The 15,318-nt window shown below is 44.8% G+C and carries 14 protein-coding genes; 1 reads left to right on the top strand and 13 read right to left on the bottom strand.

Annotation, left to right across the window (positions count from 1 at the left end):
- Nucleotides 1-158: 158 nt before the first annotated feature.
- The 3 genes from ABFX15_RS10910 to ABFX15_RS10900 all read right to left on the bottom strand — a co-directional run bounded on the left by ABFX15_RS10910 (nucleotide 159) and on the right by ABFX15_RS10900 (nucleotide 4,078).
- Nucleotides 159-1,799: an ABC transporter permease gene (locus ABFX15_RS10910; protein ID WP_346025437.1), complete on the bottom strand. Its 1,641-nt coding sequence runs from the start codon at nucleotides 1,797-1,799 to the stop codon at nucleotides 159-161.
- Between the two features lie 54 nt (nucleotides 1,800-1,853).
- Nucleotides 1,854-2,897 (bottom strand): extracellular solute-binding protein, encoded by a 1,044-nt coding sequence (locus ABFX15_RS10905; RefSeq protein WP_346025436.1) that lies wholly within the window; start codon nucleotides 2,895-2,897, stop codon nucleotides 1,854-1,856.
- 119 nt (nucleotides 2,898-3,016) lie between these two features.
- Entirely contained in the window at nucleotides 3,017-4,078 is a 1,062-nt protein-coding gene (locus tag ABFX15_RS10900; protein ID WP_346025435.1) for an ABC transporter ATP-binding protein, read from the bottom strand.
- A 213-nt stretch (nucleotides 4,079-4,291) separates the two neighbouring features.
- Between ABFX15_RS10900 and plsY the strand changes: the two genes are divergently transcribed.
- The gene (gene plsY / locus ABFX15_RS10895; RefSeq protein WP_346025434.1) at nucleotides 4,292-4,891 is read left to right on the top strand and encodes a glycerol-3-phosphate 1-O-acyltransferase PlsY; all 600 of its coding nucleotides are present in this window, start codon (nucleotides 4,292-4,294) and stop codon (nucleotides 4,889-4,891) included.
- A gap of 129 nt (nucleotides 4,892-5,020) precedes the next feature.
- Here the strand turns inward: plsY and ABFX15_RS10890 are convergent, their stop codons facing one another.
- The 10 genes from ABFX15_RS10890 to ABFX15_RS10845 all read right to left on the bottom strand — a co-directional run.
- Entirely contained in the window at nucleotides 5,021-6,025 is a 1,005-nt protein-coding gene (locus ABFX15_RS10890; protein ID WP_346025433.1) for a sensor domain-containing diguanylate cyclase, read from the bottom strand.
- A 26-nt stretch (nucleotides 6,026-6,051) separates the two neighbouring features.
- Nucleotides 6,052-7,476: an ATP-dependent protease ATPase subunit HslU gene (hslU, locus tag ABFX15_RS10885; protein WP_346025432.1), complete on the bottom strand. Its 1,425-nt coding sequence runs from the start codon at nucleotides 7,474-7,476 to the stop codon at nucleotides 6,052-6,054.
- A 13-nt stretch (nucleotides 7,477-7,489) separates the two neighbouring features.
- The gene (gene hslV, locus ABFX15_RS10880; RefSeq protein WP_091268314.1) at nucleotides 7,490-8,029 is read right to left on the bottom strand and encodes an ATP-dependent protease subunit HslV; all 540 of its coding nucleotides are present in this window, start codon (nucleotides 8,027-8,029) and stop codon (nucleotides 7,490-7,492) included.
- 149 nt (nucleotides 8,030-8,178) lie between these two features.
- The gene (gene xerC / locus ABFX15_RS10875) at nucleotides 8,179-9,075 is read right to left on the bottom strand and encodes a tyrosine recombinase XerC (RefSeq protein WP_346025431.1); all 897 of its coding nucleotides are present in this window, start codon (nucleotides 9,073-9,075) and stop codon (nucleotides 8,179-8,181) included.
- Between the two features lie 196 nt (nucleotides 9,076-9,271).
- Nucleotides 9,272-11,341, bottom strand: coding sequence for a type I DNA topoisomerase (gene topA, locus ABFX15_RS10870; RefSeq protein ID WP_346025430.1), 2,070 nt, complete (start codon nucleotides 11,339-11,341; stop codon nucleotides 9,272-9,274).
- A 152-nt stretch (nucleotides 11,342-11,493) separates the two neighbouring features.
- Complete coding sequence (gene dprA, locus ABFX15_RS10865) at nucleotides 11,494-12,366, bottom strand: DNA-processing protein DprA (protein ID WP_346025429.1); 873 nt, start codon at nucleotides 12,364-12,366, stop codon at nucleotides 11,494-11,496.
- Nucleotides 12,367-12,446: 80 nt separating this feature from the next.
- Nucleotides 12,447-13,181 (bottom strand): ribonuclease HII, encoded by a 735-nt coding sequence (locus ABFX15_RS10860; RefSeq protein ID WP_091268170.1) that lies wholly within the window; start codon nucleotides 13,179-13,181, stop codon nucleotides 12,447-12,449.
- Between the two features lie 13 nt (nucleotides 13,182-13,194).
- On the bottom strand, nucleotides 13,195-14,058 hold the full coding sequence (gene ylqF, locus ABFX15_RS10855) for a ribosome biogenesis GTPase YlqF (RefSeq protein WP_346025428.1): 864 nt from the start codon (nucleotides 14,056-14,058) through the stop codon (nucleotides 13,195-13,197).
- Between the two features lie 27 nt (nucleotides 14,059-14,085).
- Entirely contained in the window at nucleotides 14,086-14,706 is a 621-nt protein-coding gene (gene lepB, locus ABFX15_RS10850) for a signal peptidase I (RefSeq protein ID WP_346025427.1), read from the bottom strand.
- 115 nt (nucleotides 14,707-14,821) lie between these two features.
- On the bottom strand, nucleotides 14,822-15,318 hold a 497-nt coding region (locus tag ABFX15_RS10845), incomplete at its 5' end, for a peptidoglycan-binding protein (protein WP_346025426.1).

Here is a 15,318-nt window from a genome sequence, read left to right as displayed (position 1 = left end):
ACCTAAAAACTCAATAAGGAAGCGAACGCATGTTTTTATGTATTTACCTTCTTTCAGGACCAGGATCCTTTTTTTTAAAAAAAATCATACACTCCCTGCATGGAAGTCAGTGTGCAAATGCAACTGTCCCAGCAGAAAGGCATGATTGTATAATAGTTTCAGTAATTTTTCAGTAACAAGTGCAGCGGAATGATGGATATGATTATGATCAGCAATGCCCCGGGGGCTGCCTGAGCATACATAGCTTCTGAGGCATGATAGTAGACCCGGATAGCCAGCGTTTCAAAACCCGGCGGTCTCAACATAAGCGTCGCGGGCAGCTCTCGAATCGTGTTGACAAAAACAAGAGCCCCGCCTGCCAGAAGACCGGGCATCATAGAGGGTAACGTGACGTAAAAGATGACTTTCCAGGTAGAATAACCCAGGCTTCGAGCTGACTCATCCATGCGAGGAGAAATCATATTGATTGCCGCTTCGCCTGATTGCAGTGCCTGAGGCATAAACCGGATCACTTGAGCAATAATCAGCAAGAAAACGGTATGATAGAGCACGGGTATATGATTATTGAAAAGAGACACAAGTCCAAGTGCAACAATCACCCCAGGTAAAGCGTAGCCTGTGTAGCTGGACTTGTATATAAAGTTACTGACTGGTGAAGGATTTCTTGAATAAAGGTATAAAATCGGCACCGAAAGAATAATACTGAACAGGGCTGAAAAACTGGCAATTGTAAAGCTGTTCAGCATGTAGCCTGCAAAGGAGCTGTTGATCAGACCTTGACCGGCCGCAATCACTGTCCAGTAAATCAGTACCACTACTGGAAGAAATACAGATAAGAAGAATATCCCACCGACAAAGAACAATGCAGGATACTTGCCCCAGCCTAATCTCAATAGGCGTACATCCCGAGCCGTTCCACTGGACTGATAAAACACTTTTTTTCGGCGAAGTGCTTTTTCAATGATCAGAACGAGAACAGTCAAGGCAATCAGCACCAAGCTCAGCACAGCGGCTGACGGGATATCAAAACCGACACGCTGAAAGAATATGGCTGAAGTAAACGTCACGTAGCGCATCATTGAGACGGCACCAAAGTCGCCCAGCACATACAGGAAAGCCAGCACCCCCCCGGCACCCACTGCCGGTAGGATTAGCGGTAAATTGACTTTGAGAAAAATATAGAATGCTCCTCGCCCCATCGACCTGCCTGCTTCTTCATAGGTCTGACTCAGTTTTCTAAAAGCTGAACTGGTAATCAGAAAAACATAAGGATAGGTAAACAAAGTCATAACTAGCAAAGTTCCTGAAAAAGAGAACACGTTGTAGGACAGATTCAGCTGGTCGCTTCCAAGCCTAGCCAGCAACCTGAAAAGCATGCCTCTCGGCCCAAGGATATTGATGTACGCCACTGCACCAATGTAAGGTGGAATGACAAGCGGAACAGCCAGAAGCCAGCGCCAGATTCGTCTGCCTGGCAGGTCGGTCCGTGTAATTAGCCACGCCAGACCTACGCCGATAACTATACTGCCGATTGTTACTGAAGTGGCTAGCGATAGCGTCCTCCAGAGCAGATTGGGTATGCGCGTACCGATAAGTCTGAGCCAGCTCGCCCTTCCTGCCGTCAAGGACTGGTATACAACGTAAATCAGCGGAATAGACATCACAAGGGCAACACTTATGGCAGCAAGCAGCAGCGAAACATTAGGTACATTCCCGTTCCAAAAATGACGATTGTATTTTCTGATCATAGAGGTCAGTTTGCGGCCTTTATGATCATCTGCTGTTTTTCTAACTGCCATTTTTCCACCTGCCCCATACTGTTTTTCCTGATAAGCTTTAATCTTACTGGTTGATTATCTTAGATTCAAGTCTAAACCTGCATCTTCGATGAGGTTGCGTGTATCTTCAAAGTAGTTTCCAAGTTCCATAAGCCGCATATCCTGAAGCTGAAGCTCATCCAGTCTGACTGCTTGCTCAAATGGAGGCTCGAGGTCTCTGTTCATCGGAACTTCAAGCGATTCACCGACAAAGGCCAGCTGATTTTCCTCTTCCATCAACCAGTCAAGGAAGATGTCAGCCGCTTCCGGATTTGGGCTGTTCTCCAAAAGGCCTACACCCGCTGCATTGACAATGGCACCCATTTCGCCTTCACCTTGGTCCGTATATACGAAACCGACGTTGTTAGCGGTAGGTTCCATCAGTTGCTGGTGATAATAGTAGTTGTTAACCAAGCCAAAGGCATGAACCCCTTCACCAACAGCTCTTCTAATGTCTCCGTGCCCCTCAAAGATACCTGCTGCATTTTCCTGGATAGCATCGACCCAATCCCGTGTTCTCTCATCGCCCCATTCGTGTCTTAAGGCAGATACATTGGAAATCATGCCACCATTTCCGCCCCGAGTGATTGCAAAACCATTCGAAACATCTGAATAGTCATTTTCCAGCAAATCTTCCATCCGACTCGGTACATCCGCTTCGTCAATCATGTCCTTGTTGTAAATAAATCCACGCGCTCTGGAAGATAAAGCAATCCATTCATTGTTTTCTGCACGATAGGCTGCTTCGATGGACTCCACATTTTCAGGCTCTGTCGGACGCAGCAGGTCTTCTCTTGCTAAATATTCCATAGATCCAATGTCATTTGAAATAAAGACGTCTGCCTGGACATTTCCGCTCTCTTCCATGATTTGAAGCGGTTCGATACCGTGCAGGGCACTCACTTCTATACCCGTGTCCTCTTCAAATTTATCCAGCAGATCTCCAACAAAAATCTCGTTTCGGGAGGAATAGACAACGAGTTCCTGAGCCTCTCCATCCGTTGCTCCTTCACTTTGACAACCCGCCAGTACAGTTAATGACGCACCTGCAAATAAAAGCTTAAACATTGAGTTATTCATAAATCATGACCACCTTATCATTTTAATTGAGAACGATTATCAATCTCAATTAAAATGATACTCGAAACATTTGAGCACGTCAATCTTTTGTTTGTCTATTCACAAGTCAATGTTCATTATTATTCGATAACGGTAATGTCTTTACTTGATATATCAAACCTTACCTGTTCATTAACCTCTATATCAAAGCTTATCGGTGCATTAATGAGCAAGGGTGTCGGAGCCAAGCTACTATGACCTTCCGCTGTCAGATGGATCTCCTGAGAATCGCCCCCATAGACAATCCGATCAACACAACCGCTGTACCTGCCCGTTTCAGACACCGCGATGTTTTCAGGACGAATAGACAGCATCACCTTAGACAGAGCCGGCTGAAGGATCCCTTCCAGCTGATCAAACGTTCCAACACTAGTGTTTATACTCTGGCCGTCTTTACTGACCACACCCTGAAGGAGATTGGTTTTCCCGACGAACTGAGCGACAAAGCAGTTGGAAGGACAGCGATATAGTTCTTTCGGCGTGGAAACTTGCTGGATCGTTCCATCTTTCATGACTACGATCTTATCAGCGACGGCAAAGGCGTCTTTTTGATCATGGGTGACAATGATTGCGGTCGCATTAGCCTTCTTGAGAATCGAAGAAATATCGAACCGCATTTTTTCTCTCAGACTGGCATCAATATTACTGAAGGGCTCATCAAGAAGAATAACGTGTGGCTTAGGTGCAAGCGCCCGTGCGATCGCTACACGCTGCTGCTGACCTCCTGACAGTCTGGACGGAATCATATCCGCATAGTCTTCCAGTTCGACCAGTTCAAGCATTTCATTGACCCGTTTAATTTTCTGACTTCTTCTCATGTTCTTCAGACCGAACATGATATTTTTAGCCACAGTCATATGAGGAAACAAAGCATGTTCCTGGAAAACCATGCCGATCCCCCGTTTTTCTGCAGGTGTCACGTCGGACTCAGACACGATATACCTCTGATCGACCTGAATCGTACCCCCAGAAGGGTTTTCAAAGCCGGCAATCATTCTCAGCGCGGTAGTTTTACCGCATCCACTTGGCCCAAGCAAAGAAACGATTTCTCCTTTATTTATACTGAAACTGATCTGATCGACCGCAGGAGCCAGGTTCCCCTCGAAGCGTTTGGTCAGATTATTGATATGAATAAATGACATGTGAAAAACTCCTACTCTTATGCGTTCGTCCGTATTGAGAAAGATTATCAATTAAAAAAAGTATAGCATAGATTGTGAACAAATAACATACGTCTCCTTATTTTGCCTCATTAAATTCATAGAATTATAAAAAACAGTTCCTACCTGTTCACATCAGTAAAAATCATGGTAAACTGGTTAATAGTGGAGTGCATCAGCTAAGGAGGAAATAAGTTGACGGAAATTATTGTAATCATTATGGCCTATCTGCTGGGTTCGATCCCATCAGGGGTGTGGGTAGGCCAGCTTTTTTTTCAGACCGATATCAGACAGCACGGTAGCGGAAGCTCCGGAACGACCAACACGTTTAGAGTGCTTGGGAAAAATGCCGGGACGGTTGTATTGATTCTGGACATAGCCAAAGGTACGGTTGCAGCCTTTCTGCCTGTCTGGTTCGGTCTTTCCCTTCATCCGATGATTGCTGGTATCTTTGCTGTAATCGGGCATGTATATCCGATATTTGCCGGTTTTAAAGGTGGGAAAGCCGTCGCTACAAGCGCCGGAATTGTGCTCGGCGCTCAGCCTTTACTCGCTTTAGGGTTATTGATCATATGGGGAAGCATTTTATATACATCCAGCATGGTCAGTCTGGCCAGTATCATCACAGCAGTGATTGCCGCTTTGGCTTCTCTGTTTTTAGGTGATTTAATCTTTGCAGTGATCATATGGACAGCCATGGTACTGGTCCTGGTCCGCCACCGGTCAAATATTGAGCGGATAAGAAAAGGTGAAGAAAATCGTGTGCCATTTGGACGGAACCGTTCAGGCAGCTAATCGGGTCATATATCCGGAAAAGAAATAAAGAAAGCCGGCAGGAATAAATATTCCTGCCGGCTTTCTTTATATTCTTCTATAAGATAAAGGAGCTAATGCGGATCAGAATTTCTGACCCCGCTATCCAGTTTAGTGGACTGGATCTAGAAAAGGGCCCGCTACGCAATTTTTGCCTTGAGCCTTGGCCCGGTATAAATTACGGTCTGAGCATGTAACCAATTCTTCAACCGTCTGCCCGCTTTCATAAAGCGTAAACCCTATACTGACTGAAACAGCTTCATTCATCAGAAATTCATTGTGAATCACTGCCAGGCGGCAGCCATTTAGCTTTGCTTCTTCTACAGAACAGTTAGGAAGAATCAGAAGAAACTCTTCTCCTCCGTAACGGCCGGCCACTCCTTGGTCTGACAAGCTGTCTTGCAGCGTCCTGGCCGTTTCCTTAAGAACATAGTCCCCAAAGACATGACCTTTATTATCATTGACTTGCTTAAAGTCATCGATATCGACCATGGCAGCTACTAGAGACTTCTTATTTATGCCACTCAAGGACATTTGCGCCTTAAGCTGTCCCATAATCGACCGTCGGTTACAGATGCCTGTCAAGTCATCCTGGTCCATCAGCTGAATCAAAGTAGCTGCCAGATCTTCAAGGTTTCCTTCTTTTTCTTTCCTGTGCGTGATGTCAAACACGATCCCCGACGCAAAGAGTGGGGACCCGTCCGTTAGTCTTCTGGTCACTTTTCCCCTATCGTAGTACCATTTCCAGCTGCCATCTTTGGCCTGGATCCGGTATTCCACTTCGTATACCGGCGTAAGCCCTTTGAGATGGTCGGACATTTGTTCCATAATCCGGTCATAGTCTTCGGGATGCAGTCGGCTGGTAAAAAAATCATAAGGAACCTTTACTGGCAGTTCCTCCTTGGTGTATCCCAGAGCCTGTGCCTTAAGCGGGTTAAACATGACTTCATTGGTCTGAACATTCCAGTACCAGTGCCCCAGGTTTCCTCTCCAGGGATAATCCAGCCGAACTTCCGCCTCTTTTTCTTTCAGCAATTCCTGAATAAAGATCGCCTGTGAGTCGATCTGGTCGATCAGTTCTTTTTTAGATAGCCCATCAACTGACTTATCCCTCATCTGTCCCCCACTTTTCTTCGGCCAATTTACAGAATGTAACGGCTGAGATCTCTGTCTTCTACAATGTGGCCGATTTTATCTTCTACATATTTCTCAGTGATCTTGACTTCGCCCATGCTCATATCAGGGGATTCAAAGAGCAGATCTTCCAGCAGACGTTCTAAAATCGTATGCAGACGTCTGGCACCGATATTTTCTGTCGACTCGTTGACTTCAAAAGCGATGTGGGCAATCTTTTCGATCGCATCCATCGTGAAGACAACTTCGATATTTTCAGTTCCCAAAAGTTCCCGGTACTGATTGACTAGCGCATTCTGTGGTTCTGTCAGGATTTTGACGAAATCATCAGCCGTCAAGTCGTTCAGTTCGACACGGATCGGGAAACGTCCCTGAAGCTCAGGAATCAAATCACTTGGCTTGGACAAGTGGAAAGCACCAGAACCGATGAAGAGGATATGGTCAGTGTTAACTGTTCCAAATTTTGTACGGACACTTGATCCTTCAACGATTGGAAGGATGTCTCGCTGTACGCCTTCTCTCGATACCTGACCACTGTTCTGCTGACCTTTGGACGTGATTTTGTCGATCTCATCAATAAAGATGATACCGCTGTTTTCTGTCAGGTGAACCGCGTCTGCATTAATGTCTTCCTGATTGATCAGCTTGTCCGCTTCTTCTTCAGTGAAGATCTTCACTGCTTCCTTCACTGTCACCTTACGCTTGACTTTCTTCGTTGGTGTAAGTGCTCCAAATGTCTCAGATAAGTCGATACCCATGGATTCCATCGGTGCACTCATTGGATTGTTAGGCGTTTTTTTCTTTTCTTCGATCTTGATCTCTACTTCACGGCTATCCAGCATTCCTCTAGAAATCTGTTCCTTCAATTCATCACGTTTGGAAGAGATTTCTGAAGTGACGGTTTCCTCTTCGTCTTCCTGGTTATGAGGAAACTGGTTAGGGTCCATGCCCATACCTCTGAACATGCCGGCAAGAGGATTATTGTCATACGCACTCTTTTCTTTCTTGATGCCCGGTGCCAATACTTTAGCAACACGGTCAATTGCTCTTTTTTCAGCACGTCCTTTAACATTCTTGCGGTATTCCTCTTTGACAAGCTGAACGGCAGATTCAGTCAGGTCGCGAACCATGGATTCGACGTCGCGGCCAATATAACCCACTTCTGTAAACTTAGTCGCTTCAACTTTGATAAACGGTGCATCCACAATCGCAGCCAGACGTCTGGCAATTTCAGTTTTACCTATACCGGTAGCACCGATCATCAGAATATTTTTAGGGGTGATTTCTTTCTGCATGTCGTCATCCAGCTTCAGGCGACGGTAGCGATTACGCAGGGCAACAGCTACGGCTTTTTTAGCATCATTCTGTCCGACGATGTATTCATCCAGGCGACTTACGATTTCTCTAGGGGTCAAATCTTTTCTTGTTCTCATATTGTCCGTCTCCTTACAGTTTTTCCGTTACGATATTATGGTTGGTATAAACGCAGATATCTGCTGCAATAGTCAGGCTGTCTTTGGCAATCGTTTCAGCAGACAGACCATCGCCGTATTTTTTCAGTGCACGAGCAGCTGAAAGGGCAAAGTTCCCTCCTGAACCAATTCCTAGAATGCCATCGTCAGGCTGGATTACTTCTCCATTACCTGAAATAAGCAGCATCTGTTCTTTGTTCATGACAATAAGAAGAGCTTCAAGATTCTTCATCATCTTGTCTGTACGCCACTCCTGTGCCAGTTCAACAGCAGCACGCATCAGGTGACCATTATACTGATTCAGATAGCCCTCGAACTTTTCTTCAAGAGTAAAGGCATCTGCCACACTGCCTGCAAATCCAACGAGAACTTCGTTGTTATAAATTTTTCGAACTTTACGTGCTTTGCCTTTCATCACAACTTGTTCACCCATTGTGACTTGACCATCTCCAGCCATTGCGCATTCACCATTATGCTGGATTGCAAGAATCGTTGTTGCATGAAATTGTGTCATGTTCAAACCTCCGTATTTATCTTTCTTTACTTTTTGATTTCTCGTCGTTCCACTAACCAATGTATAACCTTTTCTTTCCATTGTAAAGAGCAAGATGCTGAAAGGTCTAACCTGTCTGATTAGGTAAGCCATTTTATAAGAATGATTCATCAGGCTCTAGGATGGAAGGCATTGTAATCTTTCTGTAGGTGTTCAGTCGTTACATGCGTATACACTTGAGTAGACGACAGACTTTTATGCCCCAGAAGCTCCTGTACAGTTCGAATATCCGCTCCATTGTTGAGCAGATGAGTAGCAAAGGTATGCCTCAGCATGTGCGGGGAAATTTTGTTCGTCAGACTGCTTTCCTTAATCAGCTGGGTCAGGACAAAATGAATCCCGTTTTGTGTAATCGGCTCACCATGATGATTGACGAAAAGATGATCATGTGTTTTATTGTACCGGGTCATCAGTACCTCACGTCCACTGACCAGATAGGCTTTCATTGCTTCACCGGCATAATGTCCAAATGGGATATAGCGTTCTCTGTTTCCTTTTCCTTTAACAAAGAGCATGCCCATGGTGAAGTCCACGTCATCTACTTGAATCCCCTGACATTCACTGACACGAATCCCCGTTCCATACAGCAGTTCCAGAAGCGCCTGATTCCTGTAGTCAAGTGGTGTATCTCCTTCTGCAGCCTTGAAGAGCGCATCCATTTCCTTCTCATAGAAAAAGGTCGGCAGTCTGGATCCCCTTTTCTTCACGTGTAGATATGAGAAGGGATTGTCACTGACAATTTCGTTATTTAAAAGAAACTGATAAAATGCGCGAAGACTGGAGATCTTACGTGAAATGGAAGCTCTCGAGTATTTTCTGTCTGTCAGGTAGCTCAAATAAATCCGGGCATCCGACAGTTCTACAGCTAGAAGGTCCGCTTCACCTGTTTCATTTAGGAAGACAGTAAATGCTTTAATGTCATCGATATAAGCCTGATTAGTATGTTCCGAATAGTGTCTTTCATTGTTCAAGTAATCTGAAAACAGATTCAGCCATTTTTTTGTCATGTCTCTTCACCCTCCGCTATCCCTATTTTAACACATTGTGGGCCAATGCGCATGAAGCTCTAACGCCTTTGTTTAGATTCAGATGTCCCTCTCATACGTCGGATAATTACTCCAGATAAGCATATTTAATTGATAAAAAGACCGCTCAGGATCTGATATCAGATCTGAACGGCCTTAAATAGGTGAGTTTATCTATTTATTTCTGCGGGGCTTCTTCGTAATCACAATTTGAACATTTGACCTGACTTTGCTTCCTGGTGTTCTTTTCAACAAGATAGTGGTCACATTTCGGACAGTCACGACCGATGGGTTTATCCCATGACGTGAAGTCACAATCAGGGTAGTGTTCGCAGCCATAGAAAATTCGGCTCTTCTTGGATTTACGTTCAACTACTTCACCTTTTTTACACTTCGGACAAGTAACACCCAGTTTTTTCACAATCGGTTTCGTGTTGCGGCAGTCAGGGAAATTCGAGCAGGCATAGAACTTGCCGTAACGTCCCATTTTTATGACCATTGGCGAGCCGCATTTTTCGCAGTCAAACCCGGCTGGCTCGTCTTCGATTTCAACTTCTTCCAGCTCTTTTTCTGCATGAGTGACTTCTTCTTTAAACGGACGATAGAACTGATCAATGACTTCGATCCATTCCTTTTTCCCTTCCTCGACGGCATCCAGGTCTTTCTCCATATCAGCTGTAAAGTTGACGTCCACAATATTAGGGAAAAATTCTCCGATGATCTGATTGACAATATTGCCTAATTCAGTCGGTTCGAATCGTTTGTTCTTCAACGTGACATAATATCTGCGCTGAATCGTTTCAAGTGTCGGTGCATAGGTGGACGGTCTGCCCACTCCGTTTTCTTCCAGGGTCTTGATCAGTGTCGCTTCACTGTAGCGTGCAGGCGGCTGAGTGAAGTGTTGATTCGGCTCCAGAGAGTCCAGTTTAACTGAATCGCCTTCCTCCAGTTCCGGCAGCATGTTGTCTTTTTCTTTCTTGCTCTCAGAGTAGACCATCTGATACCCTTTGAATTTCACTTTTGATCCATTCGCACGGAACATGACGTCATTCTGCTCGATATCGACACGCATCGTATCGTAAACAGCAGGTTTCATCTGACTGGCAATAAATCTGGACCAGATCAGCTGATACAGCTTATACTGGTCTTTACTTAAATACTGCTTGATGTCTTCAGGTTTTCTTGAGGCACTAGTTGGACGGATCGCTTCGTGCGCATCCTGAGCCCCACTTTTATTCTGCTGTTTTTTCGGCTTGGACGCCGCATATTCTTCTCCGAACTCACTGACGATCAGTTCATTGGCTTCAGCTTTTGCTGTTTCTGACAGACGAGTTGAATCTGTACGCATATATGTGATCAGACCGACAGCTCCGCCTCTCCCTAAAGAGATTCCTTCATACAGCTGCTGGGCGACCATCATCGTTTTACGAGTCCTGAAATTGATCTTGCCGGCAGCTTCCTGCTGGAGACTACTGGTTGTAAAAGCAGGATGCGGGTTACGTCGGCGTTCTTTTCTGACGACTTTTTTGACGTCGAACTCACCGGACTGGTCTATTTTTTCAAGTACAGCCTGGACTGCCTCATTATTCGGTAGATCTGCTTTTTTACCATTCAAGCCGTAGTAATTGGCCTTGAATTTACTTCTTTTCTTCAAAAAATTGGCTTCCAGAGACCAGTATTCTTCAGGTTTGAAATCTTTAATTTCCTTTTCACGGTCACAGATCATTTTCAGAGCAACCGACTGGACACGCCCGGCACTCAGTCCACGTTTGACTTTCTTCCATAGAAGAGGGCTGATGTGGTATCCTACGATCCGGTCAAGGACACGTCTGGCCTGTTGAGAGTCAATCAGGTTTTCATCCAGATGACGTGGGTTCTTCAGAGCATTCTTCACGGCATCTTTAGTGATCTCGTTAAATACCACTCTATTTTTCTCTTCATTATTCAAGTCCAGCAGAAAACTCAGATGCCAGGCAATCGCTTCACCTTCGCGGTCCGGGTCGGCTGCGAGAAAGACTTTTTCCGCTTTTTTAGCGTGCTTCTTCAGGTCCTTGATAACCGGTCCTTTTCCGCGAATCGTGATGTAGTCCGGCTGGTAGTCATTCTCGAAATCGACACCCATCCTACTTTTCGGCAGATCGCGTATATGCCCTAAACTGGCAACGACTTTATAATTTCGTCCTAAATATTTTTCTATAGTTTTTGCTTTAGCAGGTGATTCGACGATCACCAGATATTTGAAAGCCATACTGATGGCTCCTCCCTTTTGTGTTCCATTTTTACAAGGTATTCAAGTAACTGCACGACTTAGTGTCTTCACAATCAAAGAATCGTTTACCATCATATGTCATCTTAAATGGATTTGTCAACTTAGAATATTAAAAATTGTAATTATTTTCACTAATAATTGTCCCACTCTTCTAAAATATCTGAACTTTTTAGACAGGAAATAGCTCCACTTCTGATCAGCTCATTGCATCCGACAGACAGCTCACTCAGTACAGATCCGGGCACTGCAAACACATCCCTTCCCTCTTCAAGGGCCAGTCGTGCAGTGATCAGACTACCACTTCTACTTTTCGCTTCAACTACGAGAATTCCTCTGGAGAGCCCGGATATAATACGGTTACGTGCCGGAAAATGGTGTTTCCTGGGAGGCGTGCCGAACGGATACTCACTGATCACCAGCTGCTCTTCTCCCATCTTCTTCTGTACTGTCCGGTTAGTTGCAGGATAAGCGCGATCCAACCCTGTTCCCACAACGCCGACCGTTTTTCCGTTGGCTGTCATAGTCAAACTGTGTGCAGCAGCGTCCACACCTTTTGCGAGGCCACTGACGACAGTGATTCCAGCCTTGCTTAAGTCGGGAATCAGTATCTCGAGAACTCTTGAAGCATAAGCCGTACTGTCTCTAGCTCCTACTATTCCAAGTAATCTACCGGTTAGGAGTGATCTGTCCCCTTTACAGAAAATGACAAGTGGCGGGTCAAAGATCTCTTTTAGATTATGGGGATAGTCGGATGATAATATAGAGAGTAAATAAACCGATGAGGCTTTATAGCGGTCATTTAGTTGCATTATAGGCAAATCCCTGTCATAACGCAAAAATGAAGCTCGTTTGTTCTCTGACACCATCCGTCTTTTCTTCCCTACCCATTCAAATTTATTCAGTTCCGGTATCCTTTCAGCTGCCAGCTGCCATTTCTCTGACAAGGTGAGAAATGGGCAATGTGCCAGACTGAATAACAGACGGTCTTTCGGATCAATTATCATTTATCTTCCTCCAATAAAAAAAGTTTCTATCTATCTCATTGATGAAATAGATAAAAACTCATGAAAAAAGTTGGAATAACTTAAAAATAGGTACTGACGGGCTTGAATGAGCGCCTATGAATAGGCGTTGGCCCATATTTTTCAAGACCTTCCAAGTGCTGTTTAGTTCCGTATCCAGCATTTTTACCGAATCCGTAACCTGGATAAATTGTATCATAATCTGACATCAGCTCATCTCGAGTCACTTTTGCGATAATCGACGCCGCAGCAATCGAAATGCTTCTGGCATCTCCCTTTATGATCTTCTCCTGAGCAATAGGCAGATCGAGCTGCATTGCATCAATAAGCAGATGATCCGGCCTGATCGACAAGTCTGTGACAGCACGGGTCATCGATACACGGGTGGCCTGATAAATATTCAGACGATCGATGTCTTCTGCTGGAACAACCGAATAACTAATTGCCAGAGCCTGTTCTCTGATTTTACTTACCCAGTACTCTCTCTCCTTCAAACTAAGCTGCTTGGAATCATTGATTCCGATCAGCTCGGGTGACGGCGGGAGAATAACTGCTGCAGATACAACGGGTCCTGCCAGAGGGCCTCGACCTACTTCATCCACACCGGCAATATAAGAAGCACCCTGTTCATAGGCACGGTTTTCAAATGCCTGCATGGTCTCAAACTGAGTTAAAAGCTCTGCCTGTTTCGCTGCCTGGCGTTTCCAGCTTCTGACAGCCTGCTTCACACCAGCTCGCTCATCAGCTTCAAGTGCAGTCAGTGCTTCATCTGAAAGAGTCCTGCTGCTAGCCAGCATGTCCTTGATTTCTTTAATCGTCTGTTTTTTCTTTGATATCTGATGGTCGTTCAAAAGTAAACCGTCCTAACTGTCCGTTTCGTATTTCGTATATGACTGTTTTTGATGCCCGGTCATAATCATCTCGAAATCCACGTTTATGAGAGATTGTCATGAGCAGCTCCGGCATCGATTCACTCGTCTCAAGGTCTTCATCAAGCTTATACCGAGCAGCAAGAGCTCCTGGATAATTATCTCTCAGATATTCCATAGCATATATAGCAATATCATCCAGGTGAAGAAGCGTATCCTTGATTGCTCCTGTAACAGCCAGACGCTTGCCGACTTCCTGATCTTCGAACTTCGGCCAGAGAATACCTGGTGTATCAAGAAGTTCCAGTTCTTTTCCGTATTTGATCCACTGTTGTGCTTTAGTCACACCAGGCTTATTACCAGTTCTGGCAATATTCTTGCGTGCAAAGCGGTTGATAAGCGTCGATTTTCCTACATTTGGAATTCCTACACAGACTGCACGAATCGCTCGCATTTTCAGACCTTTCTGCTCACGTTTATCGAAGAAAGGCTGCAGTACTTTCTTAGCCAGCTGCATCACTTCTTTTAGACCCTGTCCCTGCTGCGCGTTGATCGAAACAGCAGGGATACCCTGCTCATCATAGTACCTGATCCATTCAGCTGTTCGCTTAGGATCAGCCAGATCGCTCTTCATCAGGACCATAACGTGAGGCTTGTCTCCGATCATCTCTTTTATATCAGGGTTCTTGCTTGAATAAGGGATACGAGCATCGACGAGTTCGAAGACAATATCGACCATCTTCAGTTTTTCAGTAAATTCTCTTTTTGCTTTGGCCATATGGCCGGGGTACCACTGTATTACCACATTATCAATCCTCTTTCATACCATTGCTCAATCCAGACCACCGATGCGGTCGATCGGCCAGATCCGTAAACTTGTTTCTCCTATGACAGAATCGATATCGATAAAGCCAAAGGAGCGACTGTCCTTAGAGTTGACCCGATTATCCCCCATAACGAAGAACGATCCCTCAGGAACTCTTTCAACGCCTTCAAGCGTCTGAAGGCTGAAGTCACTATTATAATAAGCCGCAACCTCATCACTTTCCTGTGATAAGTCAACGTAAGCCTCCTCCACCGGTCTGCTGTTAAGATAAAGGACCTGATCTCGGTAAGAGATTTCATCTCCGGGAATACCGATCACACGTTTAATATATTGTTTATCCGGGTCTTCGGGAGCTGGAAAAACAACAATATCGAACCGGTCGACACTGGAGACTTTGTTGAGGAGAAGTCTGTCTTCATGCTCAAGTGTCGGATTCATAGAGTCCCCTTCTACACTTACCGGCGCGAACAGGAAGGTTCGAATAGCAACAAAAATTCCTGTAATGACGATAATATATAAGAATGTACTGACTAACTCCTGGGCAAAACTTTTCTTTTTGTAACTTTTTTTTCTGTTTCTGCCTGTATTATGCCGTTCGTTGCGAGGTTCAAATGATGTGTCGCTCACAGTCATCCCTGCTTTCTTCGTGTTTTCACTCTGTAGCTCTATTCTACACTAAAAAAGATAGAGAAAGAAAATAAGGTGATTAACTTCCACACGTTACTTTCTTCCTCTATAGATTTTATTCATTATTTAATAAAAAGTCTACAGCTCTATCATATTGTGTGTCGTTCTCATTGATCAGTTCGCGAAGTGCCTCGATAAGAACACTAGCTGTCGTACCGGATACAACGCCGTCAGCATCCAGATCGTTTTCTTCCTGGAAAGATTTAACAGCAGCCTGAGTCTCAGTATCAAAGGAATTATCCACTTCCCCGATATCATAACCCAGTGCATCAAGAATGCCGTTGATGTTTTCGATTTCTTCAGAAACATCTCCTACCTGATACGTTTCTTCAGGATTGATGAACAGGAAACTCTGATATTCAGGCATTTCCACTTCAATATCCGGCTGAATCGGTTCTTCAGTGACCCAGTCACCATCAGCTGTCAGCCAGCGGCCGGCAGTGAACTTCACTTCTCCATCGCCTGACAGAGGAAGGATGTTCTGAATCGTTCCTTTTCCAAAGGTAGGTGTTCCGATAAGAGGAATATCAGCAGACTGACTCATCGCTCCAG

The organism is Alkalibacterium indicireducens (assembly GCF_039522005.1).
Taxonomy (GTDB): domain Bacteria; phylum Bacillota; class Bacilli; order Lactobacillales; family Carnobacteriaceae_A; genus Alkalibacterium; species Alkalibacterium indicireducens.
This window is presented reverse-complemented; position numbering and strand designations above follow the sequence as displayed.

Excerpts from the sequence above, each read along its gene's own strand:
- ABFX15_RS10910 (WP_346025437.1), bottom strand. The coding sequence starts at position 1,799 with ATGGCAGTTAGAAAAACAGCAGATGATCATAAAGGCCGCAAACTGACC.
- ABFX15_RS10905 (WP_346025436.1), bottom strand. The coding sequence starts at position 2,897 with ATGAATAACTCAATGTTTAAGCTTTTATTTGCAGGTGCGTCATTAACT.
- ABFX15_RS10900 (WP_346025435.1), bottom strand. The coding sequence starts at position 4,078 with ATGTCATTTATTCATATCAATAATCTGACCAAACGCTTCGAGGGGAAC.
- ABFX15_RS10890 (WP_346025433.1), bottom strand. The coding sequence starts at position 6,025 with ATGAGGGATAAGTCAGTTGATGGGCTATCTAAAAAAGAACTGATCGAC.
- hslU (WP_346025432.1), bottom strand. The coding sequence starts at position 7,476 with ATGAGAACAAGAAAAGATTTGACCCCTAGAGAAATCGTAAGTCGCCTG.
- hslV (WP_091268314.1), bottom strand. The coding sequence starts at position 8,029 with ATGACACAATTTCATGCAACAACGATTCTTGCAATCCAGCATAATGGT.
- xerC (WP_346025431.1), bottom strand. The coding sequence starts at position 9,075 with ATGACAAAAAAATGGCTGAATCTGTTTTCAGATTACTTGAACAATGAA.
- topA (WP_346025430.1), bottom strand. The coding sequence starts at position 11,341 with ATGGCTTTCAAATATCTGGTGATCGTCGAATCACCTGCTAAAGCAAAA.
- dprA (WP_346025429.1), bottom strand. The coding sequence starts at position 12,366 with ATGATAATTGATCCGAAAGACCGTCTGTTATTCAGTCTGGCACATTGC.
- ABFX15_RS10860 (WP_091268170.1), bottom strand. The coding sequence starts at position 13,181 with ATGCTGGCTAGCAGCAGGACTCTTTCAGATGAAGCACTGACTGCACTT.